This is a genomic window from Proteus sp. fly-1089 (assembly GCF_040138965.1).
Classification (GTDB): domain Bacteria; phylum Pseudomonadota; class Gammaproteobacteria; order Enterobacterales; family Enterobacteriaceae; genus Proteus; species Proteus vulgaris_B.
Genome location: NZ_JBEETS010000005.1, coordinates 169225 through 195269 on the forward strand (window position 1 = coordinate 169225; position 26045 = coordinate 195269).

The 26045-nt window shown below is 40.2% G+C and carries 26 protein-coding genes; 5 read left to right on the top strand and 21 right to left on the bottom strand.

Features of this window, described 5'->3' with window-relative positions; genetic code table 11:
* Positions 1–33 precede the first annotated feature (33 nt).
* Positions 34–594 (top strand): YtfJ family protein, encoded by a 561-nt coding sequence (locus tag ABN080_RS12770; RefSeq protein WP_349441208.1) that lies wholly within the window; start codon positions 34–36, stop codon positions 592–594.
* A 54-nt stretch (positions 595–648) separates the two neighbouring features.
* On the opposite strand, the gene cysQ is transcribed toward ABN080_RS12770, so the two are convergent.
* Together cysQ and bamJ are read right to left on the bottom strand one after the other, a co-directional pair.
* Positions 649–1389 carry a 3'(2'),5'-bisphosphate nucleotidase CysQ gene (gene cysQ, locus ABN080_RS12775; protein ID WP_072069591.1) on the bottom strand — a complete coding sequence of 247 codons (741 nt, stop codon included), beginning with the start codon at positions 1387–1389 and terminating at the stop codon, positions 649–651.
* A gap of 142 nt (positions 1390–1531) precedes the next feature.
* On the bottom strand, positions 1532–2152 hold the full coding sequence (gene bamJ, locus ABN080_RS12780; protein ID WP_072069592.1) for a BamJ family beta-barrel-assembly machinery protein: 621 nt from the start codon (positions 2150–2152) through the stop codon (positions 1532–1534).
* A 370-nt stretch (positions 2153–2522) separates the two neighbouring features.
* Here bamJ and ABN080_RS12785 point away from each other — a divergent pair, with 370 nt between their 5' ends.
* Positions 2523–3971 carry an NAD-dependent succinate-semialdehyde dehydrogenase gene (locus ABN080_RS12785; protein WP_349441209.1) on the top strand — a complete coding sequence of 483 codons (1449 nt, stop codon included), beginning with the start codon at positions 2523–2525 and terminating at the stop codon, positions 3969–3971.
* Between the two features lie 143 nt (positions 3972–4114).
* Here the strand turns inward: ABN080_RS12785 and zinT are convergent, their stop codons facing one another.
* Genes zinT through ABN080_RS12800 form a run of 3 tightly spaced genes read right to left on the bottom strand, consistent with a single transcriptional unit; the run spans position 4115 to position 5154 of the window.
* Positions 4115–4762 (bottom strand): metal-binding protein ZinT, encoded by a 648-nt coding sequence (gene zinT / locus ABN080_RS12790; RefSeq protein ID WP_197269650.1) that lies wholly within the window; start codon positions 4760–4762, stop codon positions 4115–4117.
* Positions 4763–4766: 4 nt separating this feature from the next.
* On the bottom strand, positions 4767–4892 hold the full coding sequence (ykgO, locus tag ABN080_RS12795) for a type B 50S ribosomal protein L36 (protein WP_006535739.1): 126 nt from the start codon (positions 4890–4892) through the stop codon (positions 4767–4769).
* 13 nt (positions 4893–4905) lie between these two features.
* Entirely contained in the window at positions 4906–5154 is a 249-nt protein-coding gene (locus ABN080_RS12800) for a type B 50S ribosomal protein L31 (RefSeq protein WP_196554257.1), read from the bottom strand.
* Between the two features lie 239 nt (positions 5155–5393).
* On the opposite strand from ABN080_RS12800, the gene ABN080_RS12805 reads away from it, so the two are divergent.
* Positions 5394–7088, top strand: coding sequence for a hypothetical protein (locus tag ABN080_RS12805; protein WP_349441210.1), 1695 nt, complete (start codon positions 5394–5396; stop codon positions 7086–7088).
* A 53-nt stretch (positions 7089–7141) separates the two neighbouring features.
* A complete protein-coding gene (locus tag ABN080_RS12810) occupies positions 7142–7810 on the top strand; it encodes a LysM-like peptidoglycan-binding domain-containing protein (RefSeq protein WP_349441211.1) in 669 nt (222 codons plus the stop codon).
* Positions 7811–7884: 74 nt separating this feature from the next.
* Here ABN080_RS12810 and rplI read toward each other — a convergent pair whose 3' ends face one another.
* The 16 genes from rplI to tsaE all read right to left on the bottom strand — a co-directional run bounded on the left by rplI (position 7885) and on the right by tsaE (position 24358).
* Positions 7885–8334 carry a 50S ribosomal protein L9 gene (gene rplI, locus ABN080_RS12815; protein WP_023583606.1) on the bottom strand — a complete coding sequence of 150 codons (450 nt, stop codon included), beginning with the start codon at positions 8332–8334 and terminating at the stop codon, positions 7885–7887.
* 40 nt (positions 8335–8374) lie between these two features.
* On the bottom strand, positions 8375–8602 hold the full coding sequence (gene rpsR / locus ABN080_RS12820; protein ID WP_000135199.1) for a 30S ribosomal protein S18: 228 nt from the start codon (positions 8600–8602) through the stop codon (positions 8375–8377).
* Between the two features lie 4 nt (positions 8603–8606).
* Positions 8607–8927, bottom strand: coding sequence for a primosomal replication protein N (gene priB, locus ABN080_RS12825; protein ID WP_036939458.1), 321 nt, complete (start codon positions 8925–8927; stop codon positions 8607–8609).
* An 8-nt stretch (positions 8928–8935) separates the two neighbouring features.
* On the bottom strand, positions 8936–9334 hold the full coding sequence (gene rpsF, locus ABN080_RS12830; protein WP_072069598.1) for a 30S ribosomal protein S6: 399 nt from the start codon (positions 9332–9334) through the stop codon (positions 8936–8938).
* A gap of 163 nt (positions 9335–9497) precedes the next feature.
* Positions 9498–10241: a 23S rRNA (guanosine(2251)-2'-O)-methyltransferase RlmB gene (rlmB, locus tag ABN080_RS12835; protein WP_196554254.1), complete on the bottom strand. Its 744-nt coding sequence runs from the start codon at positions 10239–10241 to the stop codon at positions 9498–9500.
* A gap of 90 nt (positions 10242–10331) precedes the next feature.
* Positions 10332–12821 (bottom strand): ribonuclease R, encoded by a 2490-nt coding sequence (gene rnr, locus ABN080_RS12840; RefSeq protein ID WP_349441212.1) that lies wholly within the window; start codon positions 12819–12821, stop codon positions 10332–10334.
* Between the two features lie 39 nt (positions 12822–12860).
* The gene (nsrR, locus tag ABN080_RS12845) at positions 12861–13289 is read right to left on the bottom strand and encodes a nitric oxide-sensing transcriptional repressor NsrR (RefSeq protein WP_115351225.1); all 429 of its coding nucleotides are present in this window, start codon (positions 13287–13289) and stop codon (positions 12861–12863) included.
* 426 nt (positions 13290–13715) lie between these two features.
* On the bottom strand, positions 13716–15014 hold the full coding sequence (locus tag ABN080_RS12850) for an adenylosuccinate synthase (protein WP_072069601.1): 1299 nt from the start codon (positions 15012–15014) through the stop codon (positions 13716–13718).
* Between the two features lie 454 nt (positions 15015–15468).
* Entirely contained in the window at positions 15469–16473 is a 1005-nt protein-coding gene (gene hflC / locus ABN080_RS12855; protein WP_069369876.1) for a protease modulator HflC, read from the bottom strand.
* Positions 16474–16475: 2 nt separating this feature from the next.
* The gene (gene hflK / locus ABN080_RS12860; protein ID WP_196554252.1) at positions 16476–17750 is read right to left on the bottom strand and encodes an FtsH protease activity modulator HflK; all 1275 of its coding nucleotides are present in this window, start codon (positions 17748–17750) and stop codon (positions 16476–16478) included.
* Positions 17751–17842: 92 nt separating this feature from the next.
* A complete protein-coding gene (hflX, locus tag ABN080_RS12865; protein WP_072069603.1) occupies positions 17843–19126 on the bottom strand; it encodes a ribosome rescue GTPase HflX in 1284 nt (427 codons plus the stop codon).
* A gap of 94 nt (positions 19127–19220) precedes the next feature.
* Positions 19221–19508: an RNA chaperone Hfq gene (hfq, locus tag ABN080_RS12870; protein ID WP_072069604.1), complete on the bottom strand. Its 288-nt coding sequence runs from the start codon at positions 19506–19508 to the stop codon at positions 19221–19223.
* A 109-nt stretch (positions 19509–19617) separates the two neighbouring features.
* Positions 19618–20559 carry a tRNA (adenosine(37)-N6)-dimethylallyltransferase MiaA gene (gene miaA / locus ABN080_RS12875; protein WP_072069605.1) on the bottom strand — a complete coding sequence of 314 codons (942 nt, stop codon included), beginning with the start codon at positions 20557–20559 and terminating at the stop codon, positions 19618–19620.
* Positions 20528–22528: a DNA mismatch repair endonuclease MutL gene (mutL, locus tag ABN080_RS12880; protein ID WP_349441213.1), complete on the bottom strand. Its 2001-nt coding sequence runs from the start codon at positions 22526–22528 to the stop codon at positions 20528–20530. Before mutL ends, miaA begins: the two co-directional genes overlap by 32 nt.
* Before the next feature lie 23 nt (positions 22529–22551).
* On the bottom strand, positions 22552–23877 hold the full coding sequence (locus ABN080_RS12885; protein ID WP_349441214.1) for an N-acetylmuramoyl-L-alanine amidase: 1326 nt from the start codon (positions 23875–23877) through the stop codon (positions 22552–22554).
* Positions 23878–23890: 13 nt separating this feature from the next.
* On the bottom strand, positions 23891–24358 hold the full coding sequence (gene tsaE, locus ABN080_RS12890; protein ID WP_072069608.1) for a tRNA (adenosine(37)-N6)-threonylcarbamoyltransferase complex ATPase subunit type 1 TsaE: 468 nt from the start codon (positions 24356–24358) through the stop codon (positions 23891–23893).
* A gap of 224 nt (positions 24359–24582) precedes the next feature.
* Between tsaE and queG the strand changes: the two genes are divergently transcribed.
* The gene (queG, locus tag ABN080_RS12895) at positions 24583–25737 is read left to right on the top strand and encodes a tRNA epoxyqueuosine(34) reductase QueG (protein ID WP_349439520.1); all 1155 of its coding nucleotides are present in this window, start codon (positions 24583–24585) and stop codon (positions 25735–25737) included.
* Positions 25738–26045 lie beyond the last annotated feature (308 nt).

Consider the following 26045-nt stretch of genomic DNA (forward strand, 5'->3'; position numbering starts at 1 on the left):
ACCTAACGTCATCTCAATCATAGGACAATGGCTATGCACAAACTCACCTTAGCTGCACTTTTACTTAGCACATCAACATGGGGATTTGCTCATAACATCACTGAAAATACCGTACTACCAGCAGTCACCATCAATGACAAAGGTGAACTGCTTTATGACACAACTAAAGATAAGTTTAGCTACCAAAATTGGAACAGTGGTCTGCTTAGTGGAAAAGTACGAACAGTTCAGCATATAGCAGGACGTAGTAAGGCAAAGGAGATGAATGCACCGTTTATTGAAGCGGTTAAATTGGCCAAATTCCCGCAAGCGAGTTATCAAACAACGACAATCATTAATACAGATGATGCCATATTTGGTACCGGTCCCTTTGTACGTGGCAGTGTTGAAGACAGCAAAAAAGAGTTTCCTTGGTCACAATTTATTGTTGATGCTGATGGTATTGCACAAAAAGGATGGGGATTAGAAAAAGAGAGTTCAATGATTGTCGTACTTGATAAACAAGGTAAAGTCCGCTTTGCTAAAGAAGGTGTTTTGAGTGGTGCTGAAATAACGATGGCAATTAATCTTATCAACGATTTAATAAAAGAGTAATTTTCTGTGTCAGAGCCCTCATGAAACAAAGGGCTCCAACTTCATTTTATTACACTAAAATATTGAAACTCTAAACCCCGGGTTAATCAGAGACTCTTTAGGAGAATAATCCAACGTTATGCCTTTCCAATCTGTGACATGTGCGCCAGCAGCAATCGCTATGGCATGACCTGCCGCCGTATCCCATGTATGTGTTGGTCCAAAACGAGGATAAAGCTGTGCTTTACCTTCCGCAACAAGACAAAATTTTAGGGATGAACCAACGGCGACCGTTTGATGTTCACCTAGCTGTGATAAATATTCTTTTAACTCGTCATCTTGATGAGAACGACTGATCACTATCACAGGAGGTTCTGCTCGACTTGCATGAATGGGTAATCGCTGCCCACACTCCTCTTTCCACGCTTTTTTATTGGCAGCTGCATATAACACATTTTGCACTGGTGCATAAACTACCCCTAAAACAGGAATGCCTTTTTCGATTAAGGCGATATTCACCGTAAACTCACCATTTTTACTAATAAATTCTTTAGTACCATCTAGTGGATCAATTAGCCAATACCGCTCCCAATGACGGCGAACTTCCCATTCAGGTGGATCTTCTTCAGATAATTGAGGTATATCAGGAGCAATAGAAGCAAGTCCTATTTTGATAATTTGATGAGCTGCTAAATCTGCTTCTGTAACAGGTGAATTATCACTTTTCTCCTGCACTTGAATTGGCTCGGATTGCTGATAAATCTGCATTATCGCCATACCGGCTTGGCGAGCTAATTTGCTGACTTGTTCTAACATAATGCACCTCTCTTATTTCTATAAGCATGATCACTTCTCTTATAAAAATCAATTACCCTACGATCTCTTTAGTTTAGTATAGAGACAAAAATAGCCGGCAAAACCGGCTATTTTTTACTCTGATTTACCGCAGAATAAGAAATTATAAAATTTCTAATAATTCCACTTCAAATACTAATGTTGCGAATGGAGGAATAGCCGCACCTGCTCCGCGTTCGCCATAAGCTAATTGATAAGGGATATAGAGTTCCCATTTAGAGCCTACTGGCATTAATGTTAATGCTTCAATCCAACCTGCAATAACGCCATTTACAGGAAATTCTGCTGGCTGACCACGTTGAACAGAACTATCAAATACAGTGCCATCAATTAAACGACCAGTGTAGTGAACACGAACATGATCAGTTCGTGCAGGGATCGTACCTTCACCCGCTGTCAGTACTTTATACTGTAAACCTGATTCTGTAACTTGAACGCCTTCATTTTTCACATTTTCTTCTAAGAAAATTTTACCAGCATCAGCCAGCTCAGCTTGACGTTCTTGACGAACAGCTTCAGCACGTTCATGCATAGTACGTAAGGCATTGTGTAATGTTTCAACAGGTACAGAAGGCGCATTACCTTCTAATGCATCGGTCAAGCCAGCTAACAGTGCTGCGGGCTCTAATCCTTGAAGACCTGATTCAGTCAGTTGTTGACCGACTTGCAGACCAATACCGTAACTTGCCTGTGATTCGATAGAATCAAATGATGGTTTTGACATGAAAAATACCTGTTTTTTATGAAAGTTAGTCCCAAGAATAACAGTGGTAAGGTACAGCGTAAACCTTCTGTCTTGAGTAATGGGAATTATTCATTAAAAACCTAAACAATTGACTCTATTTATCCTATTTTTAGCACTTTTTTAGTGTGATTTGTCATACTTATTTTCACAACATCACAACACAGGCATATACTTATAAATAGGCTCAAAAATGCCTAAATCTATAAATATCAATATATATACTCTAAATAATTCAAGTGGTAGTCAGGTGGGAGTGCATAGAAAACGATGTCATTCGTCTCACTAAGCATAGTCAATCCTCCTGAAGTTTGAAGTATGACAAGTATAGATGTGTTCAGAGAGGTATTAAGTGAAGATAACGACAAACCCCTATTTCCGCGAACAAGGCTATATTAATGGCCTTTGGTGTAACGCTAAAAATAACGACACGGTTGATGTCATTGATCCCGCAACTGGCACACTTCTGGGTACTGTTCCTAATATGGGAACACAAGAAGCAATAATGGCGATTGATGCTGCACAAAAAGCCTTACCCGAATGGCGAGCACTAACAGCCCATCAACGTAGCGCATTATTACAAAATTGGTTTAACTTAATCACTGAAAACAAGAGAAAACTTGCTGAGTTAATGACATTTGAGCAAGGAAAACCTGTTGCTGAAGCTGAAGGCGAAATTACTTATGCGGCTTCTTTTATTGAGTGGTTTGCTGAACAAGGTAAAAGAACCAACGGTGAAATCATCCCCTCACCTTCTGCTGATAAACGTTTGATGGTGATAAAACAAGGTATCGGCGTTTGTGCCGCCATCACACCTTGGAATTTTCCTGCTGCTATGATCACCCGTAAAGCCGCACCGGCATTAGCCGCGGGTTGTACTATGGTAATTAAACCAGCCAATGAAACACCTTATACCGCACTAGCTTTAGCTGAATTAGCAACTCAAGCCGGTATTCCCGCTGGTGTTATTAATATTGTCACTGGTGATGCTATTAAAATTGGTGAAGTCTTTACCTCTGATAATCGTGTTCGCAAATTAAGTTTTACTGGTTCTACGGGTGTTGGACGTTTATTAATGCGCCAATGTGCTGATAGTGTCAAAAAAGTCTCTTTAGAATTAGGCGGTAATGCACCATTTATCGTGTTTAATGACGCAGATATTGATAAAGCGGTTGAAGGAGCCATGGGTGCTAAATTCCGTAATGCAGGGCAAACTTGTGTTTGTGCTAACCGATTCTATATCCATAAAGATGTTTACCAACAATTTAGTGAACGTTTTGTCACAGCTGTTAAAAAACTTAAAGTCGGTAACGGTTTTGAAGAAGGAGTCACTATTGGGCCTCTGATTAACCGTAAAGCTATTGAAAAATCACAATCATTGCTTGCCGACACACTAAAACGGGGTGCAACACTGCTTTGTGGTGGAGAACGTGATAAAGCAGGTGAAAACTTTTTCCAACCTACTGTTATCGGCAATGTTCCGGCTGATAGCCATATTCTTGAAGAAGAGATCTTTGGCCCTGTCGCACCTTTAGTTATTTTTGGAAATGAAGATGAAGTGGTGCATTTAGCCAATAACACTATTTATGGTTTAGCTGCTTATTTTTACAGTGAAAACCCACAACGTATTTGGCGTGTTGCTGAAAATTTAGAATACGGCATGGTGGGAATTAATACCGGTTTAATTTCCAATGAAGTGGCACCATTTGGCGGTATTAAACAATCAGGTTTAGGTCGTGAAGGCTCTGAACATGGCATTGAAGACTATATGGAGATGAAATATCTCTGCCAAGGATTATAAATAATCGCTATCCCCCCTATAAAAGTAAGTCAGCATGGATGCTACTGCTTTTTCCTTTACTATTTTCTCTTATTATCGAAAAAATCTAGCATTCCTTTGCTAAAGATTTTTTATTATTTTATTTTCTATTTATTTTACTTAAATCAGTGATAAAGCATGTCATGAACAATATCATCTGCTTTCATTGAATAAGGGTAATATGTTGGCCAGTTGCTTAATTCTTTAAGTAATTCATCTTGCGATGTATTGCCCATATATAAATGGAAGTGCTCTGCTTTCTCTGGTGCAATAATGTGGTCGCTAAATTGAATAAATTTGGGCGCTTGGCTTTTGGCATCATCACAGCGAAAAAGATAACGTACTCCTTTTTTACCTGATTCATAATGTAGAATACGATAACCATCATAGTGATATTCACAGCTATCTACGTTTTCACCACGATGGAATTCAATGATGTTATTTTCAATACCAATCATATCAATGTCTGTTTTATACCCTTGTGTGTAATAAGCACGATATTCTTCAATTGTCTTATCTTTTTTCACTTCTGCTTTTTTCTGTAAGACAATATCGAGTTCGCCACTATGAAGGTAAGGCTCCACTGATTGCCATACACCTTCCCAGTCACTCAATTGACGATTGAGAACATCCTTGTCCTCAAAAATTCCGTTAGCAGCATCGCGTTGTGCTTGTGTTTTTACTTTTTCATGATGATGCCCATGAGCTAAAACAGACATCGCACTACTCAACAATCCCATAATTAAAACACAAGAAAGTATCGAACTTTGCATAATCTTACCCCTGAACTGCTTTAAAACGTGGATTTGACTTACAAATCACATAAAGACGACCACGGCGACGCACAACCTTACAATCAGGATGACGCTGTTTTGCACTTTTTAATGAACTTAATACCTGCATTTTTCTTTCCTTTTTATTTAACAAAACGGCCAAAACGTTTATTAAAGCGCGCCACATTACCTTCTTGAGAATGTGTTTTTTGCTTACCGGTATAAAATGGATGAGATTGAGAAGAGACATCTAACGTGACATAAGGATACATCTGCCCTTCATACTCTACCGTTTTTTCCGTCTTAATGGTTGAACCAACTTTAAAGTAAGCATCTGCACTTGTGTCATGAAAAATGACAGTTCGATATTGTGGATGAATGCCTGGTTTCATATAAAACTCCAACTCATGTATGTAATGTTATAATATAACAATATTGAATTGCAGTAATGTAGCGCTTTTTAATTTCCTTGACCAGTTTTTTTTAGTCTGTTTTTTATTTTAGGAAAAAGTAGGTTGTTTTAGGTATGTACTTTTTAAGTGATATAAGTGGATTTTCTGGCCTTTTTTTATCCAGCTTTTCTATTTTCCGCTAGAGTTATACTAAGACGGCAAAACAAATAGGACATATTATGACTAATTGGCGCGATAAGCTTTTCAGTAAGTCACCTCTGTCTATCGATCTCAACATAGACTTTCCTAATGTTTTTCCTGCTTTTACTCCTTCACTTTTTTCACTATTAATTCCTTATGAAATAGGCGATGTACCTTTACCTGATGAATTAAATCTATTGTCAGAAAGCCACTTAAAAGAAAAATCAAATAATGAGTCTATTCCTTTCAGTTGGTCAGCAGGAGCTCGTGAAGGCATTATTCTGCATCAACGGATAGGTCGTGCGATCGAACAGCAACCTTCACAACAATCATGTGAGGAATTTGCCCTATCACTCTATAACGCCATCAAACATGTTGTGCTTTTACCCGATAAAGATCATATTACTTCTTTTTATGCAATTGCCTGTCAGGATAAACTCGCCCCGATAACTTATCTTTCCCAGTTGAACGAGCAAATAGAACAAGATGAAGCACTGTTTAAAAATGAGATCTATTTTCAGTTGATCTTATGGATCTTGAAACTGAGCCCTGATAAGAATCCAGTTAAAATCGCTTTAGGATTATTAAGATCATTTCGTGATAATACATCTCAACGTTTACTTTTATTGTTTGCTCTTCATCCTGAATTTACACTCTATGCTATTCGTTCACTAAAAAAACGCCTTCCCTGTGAAGAATTTGAGCCTTTTTTATATTCATTTGGTCAACGTACTAAGGGTTGGGGACGAATTCAATTTATTGAATATCTGCCAACAATGCTTTCGGTGAATAACCGTTATTGGTTACTCACGGAAGGCTATAAGAATAATGTAATGACAGAATATGTTGCCTATGACTGTGTAACGAAAGGCAAACTTTTAGAGATGCTCCATACGCATCCTTTAGATAACACACTGCTACTAGGTTGTAGTGATTTACTGCGTGCATTGCTTAATGGTGGCCCCGCAAAAGATATTTATGATTACATTGAAGGAGCTCAGGTTTGCAAAGCGTTTATTTCACAAGTCGATGTGCTGCCACCCAAAGAGCTAAAATTACTTCATTGCGTTTGTGAAATCGCTGATTTTGTACAAAATAGTGGTGAAGATTGGTTATTACTCGAAACATTAGGGTGGGATGACCATGGCCAACAGCAAATTATGTCTGTTTCACAAAATATTATTCAAAAACCAGAGTGGTCAACACTCATTATTGAAGCATTACAACATCCCTCTCGCTCAAAAAATTACCAAGCAAGTTTGGTTGCAAAATCTCTTCGTCTTGATATTTGGGAATTGCTTTTTTCACTGCAAAAAGATAATCCCAATGCAGACTGGTGGCATCAATTAATGCAAACAGATGCCTCTCATAAAATAGAAAGAGTAGTCAAACTTGCAGAACAACAAATTGAATTAACACAATTAAATAGCACAGATGATCCATTAATAGCTACTGACTCTGAATATCAACCTCATCATGCCGTTGAATACATTATGCAAGATCTTGGTGGTTTTCCCGGTATCGGCTGGTCACTCATCAAACGGCAGTTACGTAGCCCGACATTGCGTGATAGAAATATGGCGCTAAATGTTCTTTCAACTTGGTCTGATACTTTATTGCCTCATGATCTTTATGGTGAATTAACACAAGCCTTAACCATAGAAACCGATAAAAATGCTTATCAACGTATAAAGTTATTTTTAGTTAACCATCAAGGAAACGAAGAACATTAATGGTTAGAGTGAATAGATAATTCTGAAAAGAATTCAGGGAGCAGGTTAGGATCATGGTTCGTGCTAGTATGGCTACAAGGAATAAAAAAGATGTTACAGCAATTCATAATACTGATTCACAGATCAATAATGAGGTGAATATGGGCAAATTCCCTGGCTTACATCGTCGAGCAATACTGGTTATTGCCGTGGTTTTGTTGGTCGTATTTTTTTGGCCAACAAGTGAAAATAACGGTGAGCCACCTCAACCGTCATCATCGACGCAAGATCTTCCGGTACCCATTGCACCATCAGTCACTAGCGATGATCCAATTTATCAAGCACCGATCCCTCAAGCACAAGATAGCTTAGATGCCGATCAAGGAGCGGAGCTTCCTAATGAGAACTCAACGACAAACAATATAGATGAAGGTGTTGCTCAAACAACACAACAACAAGGTTCTGCTTCAATATCCGCACAAAAATGGCAAACATATACCATTAAAGAAGGGCAGACCTTAGCGCAGCTCTTTAGAGATAATCAACTTCCAGTAAATGATGCTTTCTCTATGGCAAAATCTGAAGATCAACAAAAATCATTAAGCCAACTACGTTCAGGGCAGGCAATTCGATTACAACGTAGTCCACAAGGTGATGTAAGTATGCTGGAAGTCACAAACAGTGCTGGCACAGTTATCACTTATACACGTTTAAGTGATGGTAGTTATTACCGAACACCTTAGTCAAAAATTGAGTTAAAAAAAACGCCAGCTAAGCTGGCGTTTTTCTTTATCAACATTCACTGTTTAATCAAAGATTATTCAGCAACGATGATAACATTCAGTTCAGCGAATACGTCACTGTGAACTTGGAAGTGAACTTCGTGGTCACCAGTAGTACGCAGAACGCCATTTGGCAGGCGAACTTCGCTCTTACACATTTCAACGCCAGCTGCAGTTACTGCATCAGCGATGTCACGAGTACCGATTGAACCAAACAGTTTACCTTCGTCACCCGCTTTAGAGCTGATAGTGACAGAACCCAGTGCATTGATCTTCGCTGCACGAGCTTCAGCTGCTGCTAAAGTTTCAGCTAATTTAGCTTCTAACTCAGCACGACGCGCTTCGAAAAACTCGATGTTTTTCTTAGTCGCAGAAACAGCTTTACCCTGTGGGATTAAATAGTTACGAGCATAGCCCGATTTTACGTTAACCTGATCACCCAGGCTACCCAGATTCGCTACTTTATCAAGCAGAATAATTTGCATTACCTTATCCTCTACAAGTCATTAATGGACTATATACCTATTACTGATGACGATCAGTATAAGGTAATAAAGACAGGTAGCGTGCGCGCTTGATAGCACGAGCCAGCTGACGCTGGTATTTTGCACGAGTACCGGTGATACGACTTGGTACAATTTTACCACTTTCAGTGATATAGTTTTTCAGCGTAGCGATATCTTTATAATCGATCTCTTGTACGCCTTCTGCTGTGAAACGGCAGAACTTACGACGACGGAAATAACGTGCCATATGGCTAGTCTCCAGAATCTATCAATTCAATCTGCTCGGCATGAAGCACCAATTTAAACAATCCATTTCGCGCCTGATGGCTACTAATGAATCCTGAAACGGTGATTTGGCTGCCGACCGTTATACTGTGAGTAACTGCTTGTAACGCTTTCCCGCTAGCAATAATGGGCATTCGACACCATGATTGTCTTTTTAATCCCGCCTCTTCTTGCATTGAACGATGTTCAATAACAAATTGACAGTGCGGGATCCCAGCGGGGCTAACTTTTCGTATTAATGCTTTGCACACTGTGCCAGTTAGCACCAAATGATTATTAGCCGTCACAGCACTAATTACTCTTCAGAATCCTCTGCTACATCATCAACTTCATCTTCTTCATCGAGGTCATCAGCGATATCACGACGGCGTTCGTCTTTTGCTTTAACCATTGGAGAAGCTTCAGTTACTGCGTGTTTAGTACGCATGATCATGTTGCGGAGAACGGCATCGTTGAAACGGAAAGTAGTTTCCAGTTCATCAATCACTTCCTGCGGAGCTTCAACGTTCATCAGAACGTAGTGTGCTTTGTGCAGTTTGTTGATTGGATAAGCTAATTGACGACGACCCCAGTCTTCTAGACGGTGGATCTGACCATTTGCATTAGTGATAGCGGTTTTATAACGCTCGATCATGCCCGGAACTTGTTCGCTCTGGTCAGGATGAACCATAAAAACGATTTCGTAATGACGCATTTGATATTGCTCCTTACGGATTTATCAGCCTCCTGTCAGGGTCAGTCACCACCCATGGAGGCAAGGAACTTGTTTAAGTTGTGACTGAAAAAATTGACGCGTAACTATACCCCCGCGACCAATAAAACTCAAGGGAGTATAGAGAATAAAATAAGCTAAGCGATTATTTCACAATAATACGCTGACGCATTGCTTCAAATAAGCAAACACCCGTTGCGACAGAAACGTTGAGCGAAGACACCGTACCCGCCATTGGAATACTAATAAGTTCATCGCAATGCTCACGCGTTAAACGGCGCATTCCTTCACCTTCAGCCCCCATCACCAAAGCCATAGGACCAGTAAGTTTGCTTTGATATAAAGTATGGTCTGCTTCCCCTGCTGTGCCAACAATCCAAACGTTCTCTTCTTGCAAAAAACGCAATGTACGAGCAAGGTTAGTCACTTTAATTAAAGGAACACTTTCCGCTGCACCACATGCGACTTTTTTCGCTGTAGCATTTAATTGTGCAGAACGATCTTTGGGAACGATGACAGCATGTACACCGGCTGCATCTGCGCTACGTAAACATGCGCCTAAATTATGCGGATCTGTTACGCCATCTAACACTAATAAGAAAGGTGTACCGACTTTAGCTAATAAATCGGGTAAATCTTGCTCTTGGTACTGACGACCAGGTTTCACTTTTGCAATGATACCTTGGTGAACAGCACCTTCCGTTTGGCTATCTAACCACTGACGATTAGCCACTTGAACTAAAATCCCTTGGGATTCTAATTCATGGATAACGGGAGTTAAACGGCGATCTTCACGCCCTTTTAATACATAAACTTCTTTAAATCGTGCAGGATCACGCTCAAGTAATGCTTTTACTGCGTGAATACCATAAATAATTTCTTCGCTCATAGCGGTGATTACTCATTAAAAAAATAAAAGGTATAAAACAGATAAAAGGCGGGGTCTCCGCCTTTTAAAAAAGAACTAGAAGAACAAATCTTATGCTTTATCGCGTTTAGCCGCGCGCTTAGCTTTCAGCTTTGCTTCTATCTTTTTGGTTTGTGATGATGCTTTCTTGCGCTTACTACTCGCTTTATCTTTGGCAACTTGGTCTTTTACAGCTCTGTCTTTGTTTGCATTACTTTTAGCTGATTTTCCTTTTTTAAAGGCGCTATCTGGCTCAAAGTTTTTATCTTTGCTTGCATCACGACGTCGAGACTTACTAGAACTTGCATTTTTCTTGTCTTTTTCGCCCTTTAAGCCACGAACTCGTGCTGTTTTACCAGGGTTACGCGCTGTGCGTGTTGTTGAAATTAAGGAGAAGTCGATAGTACGTTCATCCATACTGACGGCTTCAACTTTAACTTCAACTTCATCACCGAGACGATAGACTTGTCCTGAAGACTCGCCAATTAAACGCTGCCCCACATTATCATATTGATAGTAATCATTATTTAATGTAGAAACATGCACTAATCCATCGATAAATAGATCATTTAAGCGAACAAAGAAACCAAAGCCCGTTACACTAGTGATAATACCGGTAAATTGTTGACCAATTTGATCCAGCATAAAGTCACATTTTAGCCAATCAGCCACATCTCTTGTTGCTTCATCAGCACGACGCTCCGTTAAAGAACAGTGCTCACCTAATTGCAACATAGTATCCATATCACTATGGTAGCCGCCTGTTGGGGTCCAACGCTGTGAGCCGTGACCTTCTTGTTTAGCAATTTGATATTTAATTGCTCGGTGCAAGGCTAAATCAGGATAACGACGAATTGGCGAAGTAAAGTGCGCATAAGACTTCAATGCTAAACCAAAGTGTCCACGATTTTCAGGATCGTAAATCGCCTGTTTCATTGAGCGCAAGATCATAGTTTGTAGCATTTCACGGTCTGGTCGGTCTTCAACCTCTTTCATGACACGTGCATAATCTGCTGGTTCTGGTGTTAATCCACCCGGTAATGTTAAACCTAATTCATTAAAGACTGAACGTAAATTCAGTACACTTTCTTCTTTCGGTTTATCATGAATACGGTATAACGCAGGCTCTTCATTTTTCTCAACAAAACGAGCTGCGGCGATATTCGCTAAGATCATGCACTCTTCAATTAATTTGTGTGCATCGTTACGAACAACAGGCTCGATACGTTCAATACGGCGCTCTGCATTGAAGATAAATTTCGCTTCTTCAGATTCAAACCCAATCGCACCACGTTGCTCACGCGCTTTATCAAGCGCTTGGTATAACTCATATAGATGCTCAATATCTTTAACGATAGGCTTATAGTGTTCACGTAACTCTTCATCGCCTTGAATAATCTTCCACACTTTGGTGTATGTCATTCGTGCATGAGAGCTCATCACCGCTTCATAGAATTTATAAGAAGAGAGACGCCCTTGCTCAGAAACGGTCATCTCACAAACCATACATAAACGATCAACTTGTGGGTTTAGTGAGCACAGCCCATTAGACAGAATTTCTGGCAACATTGGGACAACTTGAGAAGGGAAATAAACGGAGTTTCCTCGACTACGTGCTTCTGTATCTAATGCCGTTTGTGGACGCACATAGTAACTAACATCAGCAATTGCGACCCATAAACGCCAACCACCGCCTTTTTTACGTTGGCAATACACTGCGTCATCGAAATCTCGCGCATCTTCACCATCAATTGTAATTAAAGGCAAGCCACGTAAATCAATACGACCTTCTTTGGCAGAATCAGGTACTTCTTCTTTTAAATCAGCAACTTCCTTTGTGACTTTTGCAGGCCAAGTATAAGGGATTTCATGAGTACGTAATGCGATTTCTACCGCAATACCCGTTCCCATCGTTTCACCTAAAATCTCAACAATACGACCTACAGCTTGAGTCCGTCGCGTTGGTCTTGTAGTGACTTCAACCACCACCACATTACCCATACGTGCACCCATGATATCTTCTTTAGGAATAAGAATATCAAAACTTAAACGGCTATCGTCCGGTACAACAAATCCCATACCAGATTCAATAAAATAGCGACCAACAATTTGGTTATTTCTTGGTTCAAGAACACGCACTACGCGACCTTCACGACGACCTTTTCTATCCATACCTAAAGGTTGCGCTAAAATCACATCACCATGCATGGTTTTTTTCATTTCATCTTGTGAAAGATAAAGGTCATCTTTTTGACCTTCCGCACGTAAAAAACCATAGCCGTCACGGTGACCGATAACCTTACCTTTCCATAAATCAAGGCGTTCAGGCAATGCGTAACACTGACGGCGAGTAAACACTAACTGACCATCACGCTCCATCGCTCTTAAACGGCGACGTAACGCCTCTAGGTCTTCTTCTCCAGAAATTTTTAACGCCTGCGCTAAATCTTCACGGCTCATTGGAGCCGTGCGTTTTTTCATTTCTTCTAAAATATATTCGCGACTAGCAATTGGAGAGGCGTATTTCTCAGCTTCTCTATCTTGAAAAGGATCTTTTGACATTATGACCTCCAAGCTATCAGATTTAATGAAATAGTAGACTCAAATATCTTCTAATAACAATTTATATAAGGAGCTATTGTTTTCAACTAGCTCTGCGAGTGTGTGACGGTCTAACTCTTTCAAAAACTGCTCAATCGCCTGATTTAAAACCAGTTTTAGCCGACAAGCTGGGGTAATGTGACAAAACTCAGCACTACAGTTTACTAATGAAAGTGGCTCTAAAGCACGGACAACATCACCGACAATGATGTCTGTTGCAGGCTTGCCTAAACGGATCCCTCCATTTTTACCGCGAATAGCCTCAACAAATCCCAAATGGCTCAGTTGATTAATAATTTTCACCATATGATTACGTGAGACACCATAAACTTGCGTCACTTCTGTGATGCTCGTCATTTTGCCTTCTGGCAGTGAAGCCATATATATCAATGCTCGCAATCCATAATCTGTAAAACTGGTTAATTGCACAATGACCTCTGAAAAGTGGTTTTCCCTATTAAATGTGTTAAGGGATAAGTAATTAGTAATGAGAATATCATTTTATTAAGCAATATTATGTTTAATTTTTGGACATTTAGCAAAGATATGCTCAAAAGTGAGTCATTTCCGTCTCTCACTTGACTACTAACAAAATAATAGCGACATCACAGGCAAAGAAAAAGCGATACTGTCGATTTTCAACAGATCGCTTTTCTATTTCTGGCGTTACAATAATAACATTGTCTTATTGTTTTTACTCATTACAGACAAAACAGAAGCAAAACCGAGTGTAAAGCTGTCTTATCTTATTATGTAACGTGTATTTTTGTCTTTAATTCACTAACAAACAGATACGAAAAAATCGCCCCTGTCATTTTCAGGGACGATTTTCACATCAAACCTATTTAATGCAAATTAAGCATCAAATGGATGACGGAGAATAATAGTCTCGGAGCGATCTGGTCCTGTAGAAACGATATCAACAGGAACACCAGTCAACTCTTCTACACGTTTGATGTAGTTCAGTGCTGCTTGTGGCAATTGAGCGTGATCTTTCACACCAAATGTCGTTTCGTTCCAACCCGGCATTGATTCATAGATAGGCTCAATACCTTCCCAATCATCAGCAGCTAAAGGCGTTGTATCAATCACTTCACCATTTGGTAAGCGATAACCTACGCACAATTTCACTTCTTTCAGACCATCTAATACATCCAGTTTAGTCATGCAGAAGCCAGACAGTGAGTTGATTTGAACAGCGCGACGAATAGCGATGATATCTAACCAACCAGTACGACGGCTACGACCAGTGGTTGCACCAAACTCTTGGCCTTTCTCACGCAGGAAGTCACCCACTTCATCAAACAGTTCAGTTGGGAATGGACCTGCACCGACACGGGTAGAGTACGCTTTGATAATCCCTAATACGTAACCAACATAGCGAGGGCCTAAACCTGAGCCAGTTGCCACGCCACCTGCTGTGGTGTTTGAAGAGGTTACATACGGATAAGTACCATGGTCGATGTCTAATAAAGTACCTTGTGCACCTTCAAACATCACTAACTCACCGTTTTGTGTTGCTTTGTACAGTAAGTCAGAAACATCAACAACCATACCTGTCAGAATATCAGCGATTGCCATGATATCGTCTAAGGTTTTTTGGTAATCAACCGGTTCAACTTTGTAGTAGTTCACCAGTTGGAAGTTATGGTATTCGATGATTTCTTTGAGTTTTTGTGCAAATGCTTTTTTATCAAACAGATCGCCAACACGTAAACCACGACGAGCAACTTTATCTTCGTAAGCAGGGCCAATACCGCGACCTGTTGTACCGATAGCTTTCTCGCCACGTGCTTTCTCACGCGCATTATCTAATGCGATATGATAAGGAAGGATTAATGGGCAAGCTTCAGACAGAAGTAAACGAGAGCGAACAGGAATGCCACGATCTTCAAGTTGGGTCATTTCCTTCATCAGTGCTTCTGGTGATAAAACGACACCGTTTGCTATGATGCTAACAACATTTTCACGGAGAATGCCTGATGGGATTAAATGAAGAACGGTTTTTTCACCGTCGATGACTAGAGTGTGACCCGCGTTATGGCCACCTTGGTAGCGAACAACATACTTAGCGCGTTCTGTCAGCAAATCGACTATCTTGCCTTTGCCTTCGTCACCCCACTGGGTGCCCAATACGACAACGTTATTACTCATTTCAAAATACACTCGGTTGCTTAAAAAAGGATTCTACCATCTCAAATCAAGAGTTACAGTAGATTTTATCTAATTATGTCATCCCCGCTTTTAAGCAATAGATTATCTTGCCATTGTCAATATTTTTGCCCGAAAAATCCGCACAACAAACATATTGTGACTTTCATCAACAGTTTTGATCGCAAAAATAGGAAGCAGAGTGACATAAAAGTGAAAATGGCGAAGAAGACGCTTCGGAATTGCCGAAGGTTTATCTTGAAATGCAATTTTCACTTTATACTATCCCAGCTAAAGCCATTTTGGAAACCATTAAGGGTAATTTTTCATCTTAATAAGCACAATTATTTATTTTGCTACTAAGTAATTCTTTTTATCTTATTGATATCAAAAAAAACCTCCACTTATTAAGGTGGAGGTTTTTTATTATTTATTCAGTCAACCTAATGCGTTTTAATTACTCTTCAATCGCACGCGCTTTGGTTGGTGCTTTCATATAGCGTAAGAAATCGCTATCTGGGCTTAACACCATGACGTCATTGCCGTCTTGATTAAAGCTCTTCTCATAAGCACGTAAGCTACGAATGAATGCATAGAAGTCAGGATCTTGGTTGAATGCATCAGCAAACAGTTTTGTTGCTTGTGCATCACCTTCACCACGAAGACGTAAAGATTCACGCTCAGATTCAGCTAATGTTTCTGTTACTGTCTTATCCGCCGCTGCACGAATTTTCACCGCTTGCTCTTGGCCTTGTGAACGGTGACGACGAGCAACCGCTTCACGTTCTGCACGCATACGTTGATAAATCGCCTCAGAAACTTCCATAGGTAGGTTGATTTGCTTGATTCGAACGTCAATCACTTCAATACCTAATGCCGCCATACTGTTCATATTGATAGCAGGAGCTTGACCTTTAGTTTCTTCAGCTACTTTCTTCGCTGCAATGGCAATTGCATCATCAGCAGCACTTGTATCTCGCGAAGGTGTACCTTCATTCAGTGCATTACGAACATCAATGGTTAAACGACCACGAGAATCCGTAATAATTTGATTTACGCTCATACGACCAATTTCAGAACGTAAACGGTCACTGAATTTACGACGCAGTAAAGTTTCAGCTTGCGTTGTATTACCACCACCTGTTGCCAGATAGTAAGTACTGAAATCACTGATACGCCATTTTAGATAAGAGTCAACTAATAAGTCTTTATTCTCACCAGATAAGAAACGGTCTTGCTGGATATTCATAGTTTGAATACGCGCATCCAGTTTTTTCACATTCTCAATGAATGGAATTTTAAAATGAAGACCTGGCTCATAAACAACAGGTTTATTTTCAGCATCACGAACAACTTTTGCGAAGCGTAAAATAATACCACGCTCATATTGTTGAACGACAAATACAGAGGAGTACAACAACGCTAAAATAATAACTGCAACAACAGCGATAACTTTACGCATGATTATTGTCCTCCTTGATTATTGCCGTAAGGCTGACCATAACCGCCATTATTACTACCATATCCACCATTACCATAAGTCGTTGTTGCTGGTTTTTGTGTCGGTGTTGGATTTACAGTTGGAGCTGGTGCGGGCATACGAGCCGGCGCCTCAAGGGTATTTGATGCACCCGATTGAGATGGCTGACGTAGCATTTGCTCTAAAGGTAGCACTAACATGCTGTTACCTTTATCATTTGCAATGACTTTACGTGTTTTCGATAGCACTTTTTCCATCGTTTCAATGTAAAGACGCTCGCGAGTAATTTCAGGAGCTGCACGATACTCAGGTAAGATTTTAGCAAAGCTAGCTACCTCACCCTCTGCTCTCATCACCACACTGGTTTTATACGCTGTTGCTTCTTCAATCATACGTTGTGCGTTACCTTTAGCTAACGGTAACACTTCGTTTTTATAAGCTTCAGCTTGACGAATTGTTTTTTGTTCTTCTTCACGAGCCGCAATTACGTCATCGAATGCCGCTTTTACAGCTTCTGGAGGACGCGCTACTTGGAAGTTGACGTCCACAATAGAGATACCCATATTATAAGGGCGGATAGTCTCTTCTAATTCTTGACGCGTCTGGTCACGAATTTCTGAACGGTTTGAAGTCAGAATTTTTTCCATTTCTGAACGACCAATAACACCACGTACAGCACTGTCAGTTGCTTGACCTAAGCTGTTAATAGGTGTTGTGAGGTTAAACAGAAATGTTTCTGGATCAGAGACAACGTACTGCACGTTTATCTCAACTTGAACCATATTTTCATCTGACGTTAACATCATGCCACCCGTGGTTAAATCACGGATAGTTTTCACGTTAACAGGCTGAACCTCATCAATAAAAGTCGGTTTCCAGTTCAGACCAGGTTCAACGATTTGGTAAAATTTACCAAAACGAGTCACAACACCCTGTTCTGCTTCTTTAATGGTATAAAAACCACTGGCAGCCCAAACTACGACAACCGCACCTAATGCAAGAGAAATCAAAAGATTTCCAGCATTACCACGAGGCCCGCCATTTTGCCCAGAAGAGGAGTTCCCACCTTTTTTACCGCCGAAACCACCAAGTTTTTCACTCAGTTTACGGAACATATCATCGAGATCTGATGCTCCACGATTCCGACCTCCTTGATTGCCGTTGGAGTTACCGTTACCATCGCCATTATTATTGCCGCTGTTTCGGTTACCCCACGGGTCGCGGTCTTGTCCGTTGTTACCGGGCTGATTCCACGCCATGTTCTAGCTCCATTATTATGATTAGATTTATCAGGCTTAAGAGCCGATTTCGTCGCCAGCTCTCAGTTAATGTTCTTTTTTATGGCCGAATATCAGACCACGTAATCCAATAAATTGGGTTCCTGCTTGCAAAGGCGATGCCAGTCTACCATAGGCATACGTATGATTAGCCCAACTTTACCGTCTTTTTCAATCCATTCACGTTCTATTGACTGTAATTGATAAAAACGACTACGCAAGCGCCCTGTATCTTCTGGCGGTAAACGTAATTCAAAGTGTGCGATCTCACCTGAAAGACGTTCTGTCAACGCCTGATATAACAGAGGAATACCTTCACCTGTTTGTGCTGAAACCCAAACCCTAATGGGTAAGTTTTCTTCATTTCGATCAATTCTTGGAGTGAAATCTTCAAGAAGATCAATTTTGTTCATGACATGCAGTGTGGGTATTTCTTGAGCATCTATCTCTTCTAATACACTTTCAACTGCATGAATATTATCCTCAAAACGACTATCCGCCGCATCAATAACATGAAGAAGTAAGGTTGCTTCTCGTGTTTCTTGCAACGTCGCTTTAAAAGCAGCAACAAGATCATGAGGCAAATGTCGAATAAATCCAACGGTATCAGCCAATACAACTGTTCCTACATCATCAACTTGAATACGCCTTAATGTGGGGTCCAATGTTGCAAACAACTGATCTGCTGCATACACATCAGAACAGGTAATATGATTAAATAAACTCGATTTCCCTGCATTTGTGTAACCAACAAGGGATAATGTTGGAATATCAGCTTTACTCCGCGCTTGTCTTCCTTGTTCACGCTGACGCTCAACCCTACCCAATCGCATTAGAATTTGACTAATTTTACCTCGGAGTAAGCGGCGGTCTGTTTCTAGCTGAGTTTCACCCGGTCCTCGTAACCCAATCCCTCCTTTTTGTCTCTCAAGGTGAGTCCACCCTCTGACTAAACGAGTTGATAAGTGACGTAACTGGGCGAGTTCTACCTGTAGCTTTCCTTCATGAGTTCTTGCTCTTTGAGCAAAAATATCAAGGATAACTCCCGTGCGATCAACTACACGGCATTCACAAAGTCTTTCCAGATTTCGTTCTTGTGCCGGTGTCAGTGCATGATTAAATAAAACAACATCTGCACCACTTGCTTTTACAGCCTCGGCAATTTCTTCTGCCTTACCTTCACCCACATAATATTTGGGATGAGGCGCTTTACGATTTCCTGTAATAATTTGAACTGGCTTAACACCCGCAGATGTCACCAAGGATTCAAATTCTTGCAAATCATCAACATCCTTTTCTTGAGAAAAGAAGACGTGCACTAAGACGGCGAGTTCGCCACCTTCATAACGATCAAACAAAGGCGAAACCTCTTGGACTTTATAAAAACAGGAAAAAACATAGGTAAAGTCTCCCTACCTATGTTTTTCTTATATCAAGAATAATAATGGATAATTATTCTGCAACATCATCCTGCTGAGTAGCGCTACCGCTGTAACCTGTACCAGTTTGATTCGTACCTGTATTGCTATGATGAGAAACAGGACGCGAAGGTACCACGGTAGAGATAGCATGTTTATATACCATCTGGCTTACTGTGTTTTTCAGCAAAATAACAAATTGGTCAAAAGATTCGATCTGACCCTGCAATTTAATACCGTTTACCAAATAGATAGAAACGGGAACCCTTTCACGACGTAATGCGTTCAGGAAAGGATCTTGCAAAGATTGCCCCTTAGCCATTCTATGTTTTCCTTATTTTGTTGTTTTATATTAGAACCCAATTGGTTCGAAAAATGAACTACTCAAAAATTGCGCTTTGGCAACTATCAATTTTACACAAACCTACCATCTATGCACTAACTACCTGCAAAACAGTGTCAAGAGATTGTTTCGGTTCTTCACTATCAAGCCAGTGAATATCATTCCAGCCTCTTAACCAGGTGATTTGTCGCTTCGCTAATTGCCGGGTAGCACAGATCCCTCGATAAACCATCTCATCATAATCTATTTCGCCTGATAAATATGACCACATCTGGCGATAACCGACACAACGTACAGAAGGTAAATCTTCATGCAAATCACCCCGTTCATATAATGCTTTTACTTCATCTTCAAATCCACACGTTAGCATCTGTTTAAAACGTGCTTCAATGCGCTGGTGAAGAACATTTCTATCTTTCGGAGCAATCGCAAATTGATAAACATCATAGGGCAAAGATTCGCCTGATATTTTTGTCAACTCTGTCATTGTTTTACCTGAAATCAGGTAAACTTCTAGCGCACGAGAAAGCCGCTGAGGATCATTAGGATGTATTCGTTGCGCAGCAACGGGATCGACTAATCCAAGCTCTTTATGTATTGCCTCCCATCCTTGCTCTGCTGCTTTTTTCTCTATTTCAGCACGAACCTCAGGATTGGCACTAGGCAAAGGCGATAGGCCATCAAGTAACGCTTTAAAATATAGCATAGTCCCACCCACTAATAGTGGAATTCGCCCAGCAGCTGTAATTTCTTCCATTGCACTTAATGCATCTCGGCGAAAATCTGCTGCTGAGTAAGGTAATGCCGGGTCTAGAATATCAATTAATCGATGTGGCGCAAGCGATTGCTCTATCGCATCTGGCTTAGCTGTTCCAATATCCATTCCACGATAGATAAGAGCAGAATCCACACTAATAATATCTACAGGTAATTTTTGTCTTAGTGCTATTGCTAATGCTGTTTTACCTGACGCTGTAGGACCCATTAAAAAAATAGCTTTAGGTTTTATTTGTATGTTTACATCGCTCATTATTTAATGCCGCTACCACCGGTTGTAATTCTATTAATTGTAATAAGTTTTTTGCTGGCTGTCTGACATATTGAGGACAAAGTCTTTCAATATCGGCCAATAGCCCAACTGCTTGAGCTTGTGACCATATTGCTTGCTCTACGCTTATCTGTTTTGCAAACCATTGCCCAAGCTGTTGTTTTGTACATAATTTTTCAATCGACAAATACGCCAATAATGCGGTCAGTAACGCGGGTAAATTTTGCTGACGCAAAGGCAACGGCACTGCATATATTGTTGCTTTACCTTGTGAAATTTCAATAGTAATACCAAATTCACTGATTAATGCGTGAAACTGATTGAATACATTAATTTCTTCTTTACTTAATGCTAATTTTAAAGGCACTAACAAAGGTTGGGGCTTTAATGTTTCATCTTTAGGCAATAATTGCGCACATTTTAACAGAAAATCAGCTTGTTCCAATGATAACAGCCCAAGACCTTGTGAAGATTCTATTAACGCATATTTCTGCTGATAAATTGCCAATACTCGCCCAAAAGTATAATCAGTTTGCCCTTCTTTCGCATTGACAGAACGAGGCATCACCGAAATCGCATCTTCTTTAATATTATTAGTTGTATGAACGATTTCATCTAAATTCAATGGGGCACGCTCAGGAAATAATGGTATTTTTTCTTTATCATTTAATGTAGAAGCACTTTCTTGCATCATTTTTTGATAAAGCGCACCTTGTGTACGTTGATAGCTTTCACCAAACTGACGATTTTCACCGAATTGGCGAGATTGTTTTTGATGATGAGTCTCCCGCTCATTAACTTGATGTGACTGGGATCTATTGGCGGGGTTCTGACTAACTGGTGCTTGATAAGGCTGTGAGAATACGTTTTCACCTGCAACTTGACGATTTTCAGGAAAACTCAACGTGATTTCATTATCTTCTTCATCTAAAGTCTGTGATAAAGGTGTCTGCGTGGCTTGTCGTAAAACACTCAACACACCCTGATAGATAAAATCATGCACTAAACGTGATTCATGAAAACGGACTTCATGTTTCGCCGGATGAACATTAACGTCCACTTGATGAGGATCAACGCTCAAATAGAGGATATAAGAAGGCTGTTGTTCTTCTTTCAAATATCCATCATAAGCCTGGCGAATAGCATGATTAATCAACCTATCACGCATCATTCGTCCATTAACATAACAATATTGAATATCACTACATTGTACTGGCGATAAGGGGTGTTCCACCCAACCTTTTATTGCTAAATCACCGTGTTCCCACGATAAATGCATTGATTGATTGACAAAATTATTACCGCAAATCGCACTCAAACGGCGATTTTGCTGGCTTTCATCTTTTACTGCACGGTATTGACGAACACGTTTGCCATTATGGGTAAGATTAATAGAGACATCAAAGCGCGATAACGCAATTCTGCGAACCACTTCATCAATATGTGCAAATTCTGTTTTTTCAGTGCGTAAAAATTTTCGCCTTGCTGGTGTGTTATAAAACAGATCAAGGACTTCAACCGTACTCCCCACAGGATGAGCTGCTGGTTTAACGGTAACGGTCATATCTCGGCCTTCAGCATAAGCTTGCCACGCTTCATCTTGAGATTGAGTACGTGAGGTCAGCGTTAGGCGAGAAACAGAGCTAATACTGGCTAATGCTTCTCCACGAAACCCCATACTTATTATGGCTTCAAGATCATCAAGACTTGATATTTTACTAGTTGCATGGCGAGCAAGTGCTAACTTCAAATCATCACGAGTGATACCACATCCATTATCACGAATGCGGATAAGTTTGGCGCCACCTTTATCGATATCAATATCAATTGTAGTCGCCCCCGCATCTAAACTATTTTCGAGTAACTCTTTGACCACAGATGCAGGTCTTTCAACAACTTCCCCTGCGGCAATTTGGTTTGCAAGCTGAGGAGGTAATAAATTTATCGCCATTACCTTTATTTCCTTTTACTCAATCAATTGGGTGCATTTTGTAAAGGATGAGCCAGAAAATAATTTCTTAAACCCGCATGAATAGAAGCAGCAAGTTTTTCTTGATAGGCATCAGAAATCAGTAACTGCTCTTCAGCTGCATGACTAATAAAGCCCGTTTCAACTAAAATTGAAGGGATATCCGGTGAACGTAACACGCCTAAACTCGCATGTTCTGGTGTCTTTTTATGTAAAGACCCCACTTTTCTCAATTCAGATAACACAGCAACTGCAACGTCATAACCCACACGCTGTGAATTACCAAATTGTAAATCAAGTACCGTTTGACTTAAATAAGGATCAGCCCCATCTGATAAAGCATCACCTGCACCACCCAGTAATTCAGATTGCTTTTCACTTTGTTCAAGCCATTTACCTAATTCACTGTTTGCTCGACGATTAGAAAGCACCCACACAGAAGCACCTCTTGCACTGCGATTAGGGGCCGAGTCTGCATGGATAGAAACTAACATATTCGCATTTTGCTTACGGGCAACTTCCGAACGTCCAGCAACGGAAATAAAATAGTCACCATTACGCGTTAATACAGGTTTAAACATCGGATCGTTATGTAAACGAGTTTCTAATTTTCTTGCCACACTTAAAGTGACATCTTTTTCACGATTACCTTTCTGGCCTATCGCACCAGGATCTTGTCCACCATGACCTGCATCTATCGCAATAATAATTTGACGAGAACCCACTTGTGGTTTTGATGGAGTGGTACGTGGTTTTACAATAGGAGCAACTGGGGCAACCTCTGCTTTGGGTGTCATGGTTAAAGGCGCCATTTCTCTATTTGTATTTGAGGCTGACGCCGTCATTGTTGTCGGTGCTAAAGCGACCACATTCACGGTGGATTGAGAGTGATTATTTTGTCGAGCATTTATTGGTTTGATAGTAAGCACTAACTTATAATTCCCGCTTACATTCATTAGCCTTTCAGTCGCAACAACTGGCTGGGCAAGTTCCACGACCATACTTTGGTATTGGCTATCTTTTGATTGCGTTGCACGAATTTTATGAACTAACTGCCCATTGCCTAATGTTGCAGGCAACCCTGTAATTTTTGTGCTCTGTTTAAAATCCATCACCAAACGGTCAGGATTTTTTAATGAATAATATCGATAGCTAGGCTTCCCACCACTAAAAGAGAATGTGAGGGTTGTTACTGAACTACCATTTTCTGCTTTTACTTCTGTCACAGTGGCAGCTTGTGCGATTTGCACAAAGAAAAAAGATAAAACAACCAACAGAAAGGCAACAAAATAGCGCTGACTTTGACTCACAATAGTGATGAGACTCGACATAATCAATATTCCTTTATGCAGACTGAATATGGGATAAAACAGTATTCCCTCTTTGTGAAAGGGCAACAAAACGCGCTTTTCGACCTTCATCTTCATAGCTTAAATGAAGTTCTAAATCGGCATTAGGTAAAAAGCCTTCGCCTTGCGATGGCCATTCAATAAGGCATAACGCGTCTTGCTCAAAATAGTCACGTATTCCCATAAATTCCAGCTCTTCAGCTGATGCTAAACGATAAAGATCGAAATGATAAACAGGATTTGGCGAAAGCATATAGGGCTCAACTAATGTATATGTTGGGCTTTTAACATGCCCTTGATGACCAAGCGCTTGCAAAAAGCCTCGGCTAAAGGTTGTTTTTCCAGCACCAAGATCGCCATATAAATAAATGATCAATCCGCTATGATTAGTCGCCATTGCAACAGTACGCCCAAGTTCAACTGTTGCCGCTTCATCTTCTAATGTAACAACCCATTCTTTCATATTTATATAATCTATTGTTAAGTTATAACGGCTTAATAAAGAGAGATCGTTGGATAACCTCAAATACCAAGCTTTATATGTTCTCTTAAGGCAAATAGTTATCGAAATAACTATCAAATAACCATACCATAAATCTATTTATTGCGAGGATTTTTCCTACTGACTCACTATGATACACTGCGCGCTCTTAGGACTCACCTCTTACCTATTGATTCGGTTTATTCATGTCATCACTCGATCTTAATCTTCTCGCTCAAAACATTAAATTATGGGGTTTTGAGTTAGGTTTTCAACAAACAGGGATATGTGATACTGACTTATCACTTGAAGAGCCTCGCTTACAAGCTTGGTTAGATAAACAATATCATGGCGAAATGGCATGGATGGCGAAATATGGCATGACACGCGCAAGACCTCATGAGCTTGTGCCTGGCACATTACGGGTTATTAGCGTGAGAATGAATTACCTTCCCACAGATGCCGCTTTTGCTCGAACATTAAATAACCCAGAACAAGGCTATATTAGTCGTTATGCACTAGGTCGGGATTATCACAAAGTATTAAGACAGCGTCTTAAAAAACTCGGCGAAAAAATTACACAATATTGCCAACAATATGAATACCAAGGGATCGTCAATTTTCGTCCTTTCGTTGATTCAGCACCTATAATGGAACGCCCTTTAGCGGTTAAAGCTGGGCTTGGCTGGGTTGGTAAACACTCACTTGTTATCAACAACCAAGCTGGCTCTTGGTTTTTTCTAGGTGAGTTACTTATCGATTTGCCTTTACCTACAGATAGCCCTGTCGAAGAACAATGTGGTAAATGTGTCGCTTGCATGACAACGTGCCCGACTGGCGCCATTGTCGAGCCTTATACTATCGATGCACGGCGGTGTATTTCGTATCTTACAATAGAGCTTGATGGCGCGATCCCTGAAGAATTTCGCCCATTAATGGGTAACCGCATCTATGGTTGTGATGATTGTCAGCTTATTTGTCCTTGGAATCGCTTCTCATCATTGACAGGTGAAGAAGATTTCTCTCCCCGCCGAGCACTCCATACACCTGAATTACTCGATCTTTTTCAATGGAGTGAAGAAAAATTTCTTCGTATAACAGAAGGTTCACCGATCCGTCGTATTGGTTACTTACGCTGGCTTAGAAATATTAGCGTAGCGTTAGGAAATGCACCTTATCAAGATAAAATTATACTTGCCTTGAAAGAGCGCTTTGGATTAAGTGATGTTTTAGATGAACATTTGAATTGGGCAATAGCCCAGCAGACAGCAAAACGAAATGAAAAAGAGGTAAAAATACAGACTTCGCAACAAAAACGTCTAGTAAGAGCAATAACTAAAGGCTTACCGAGAGATGCTTAGTTTTTAACAGAATAAACATATAATGAGTAATCTTTAATTTTACCTGTGAATAAAATAAAAAACCCTTGCCTATCAACATGAAAAAAAAATTCAAGCGAACTAAGACCCAAATTTAAAAAAATTAAAATAAACTTAGTTATCAAGTAGATATAAAATCCAATTGATTTATTAAAGAGAATAGTATTCTTATCACTTAATGATAAGTCTCTGTGGATAACTCTGTGCAGTAAAAAAATAAATAATGCTTAGATGCAGTGGTTATTAGCATCTCTCTGTGGATAAATCAATTTGGGAAGATTTTAAGAATA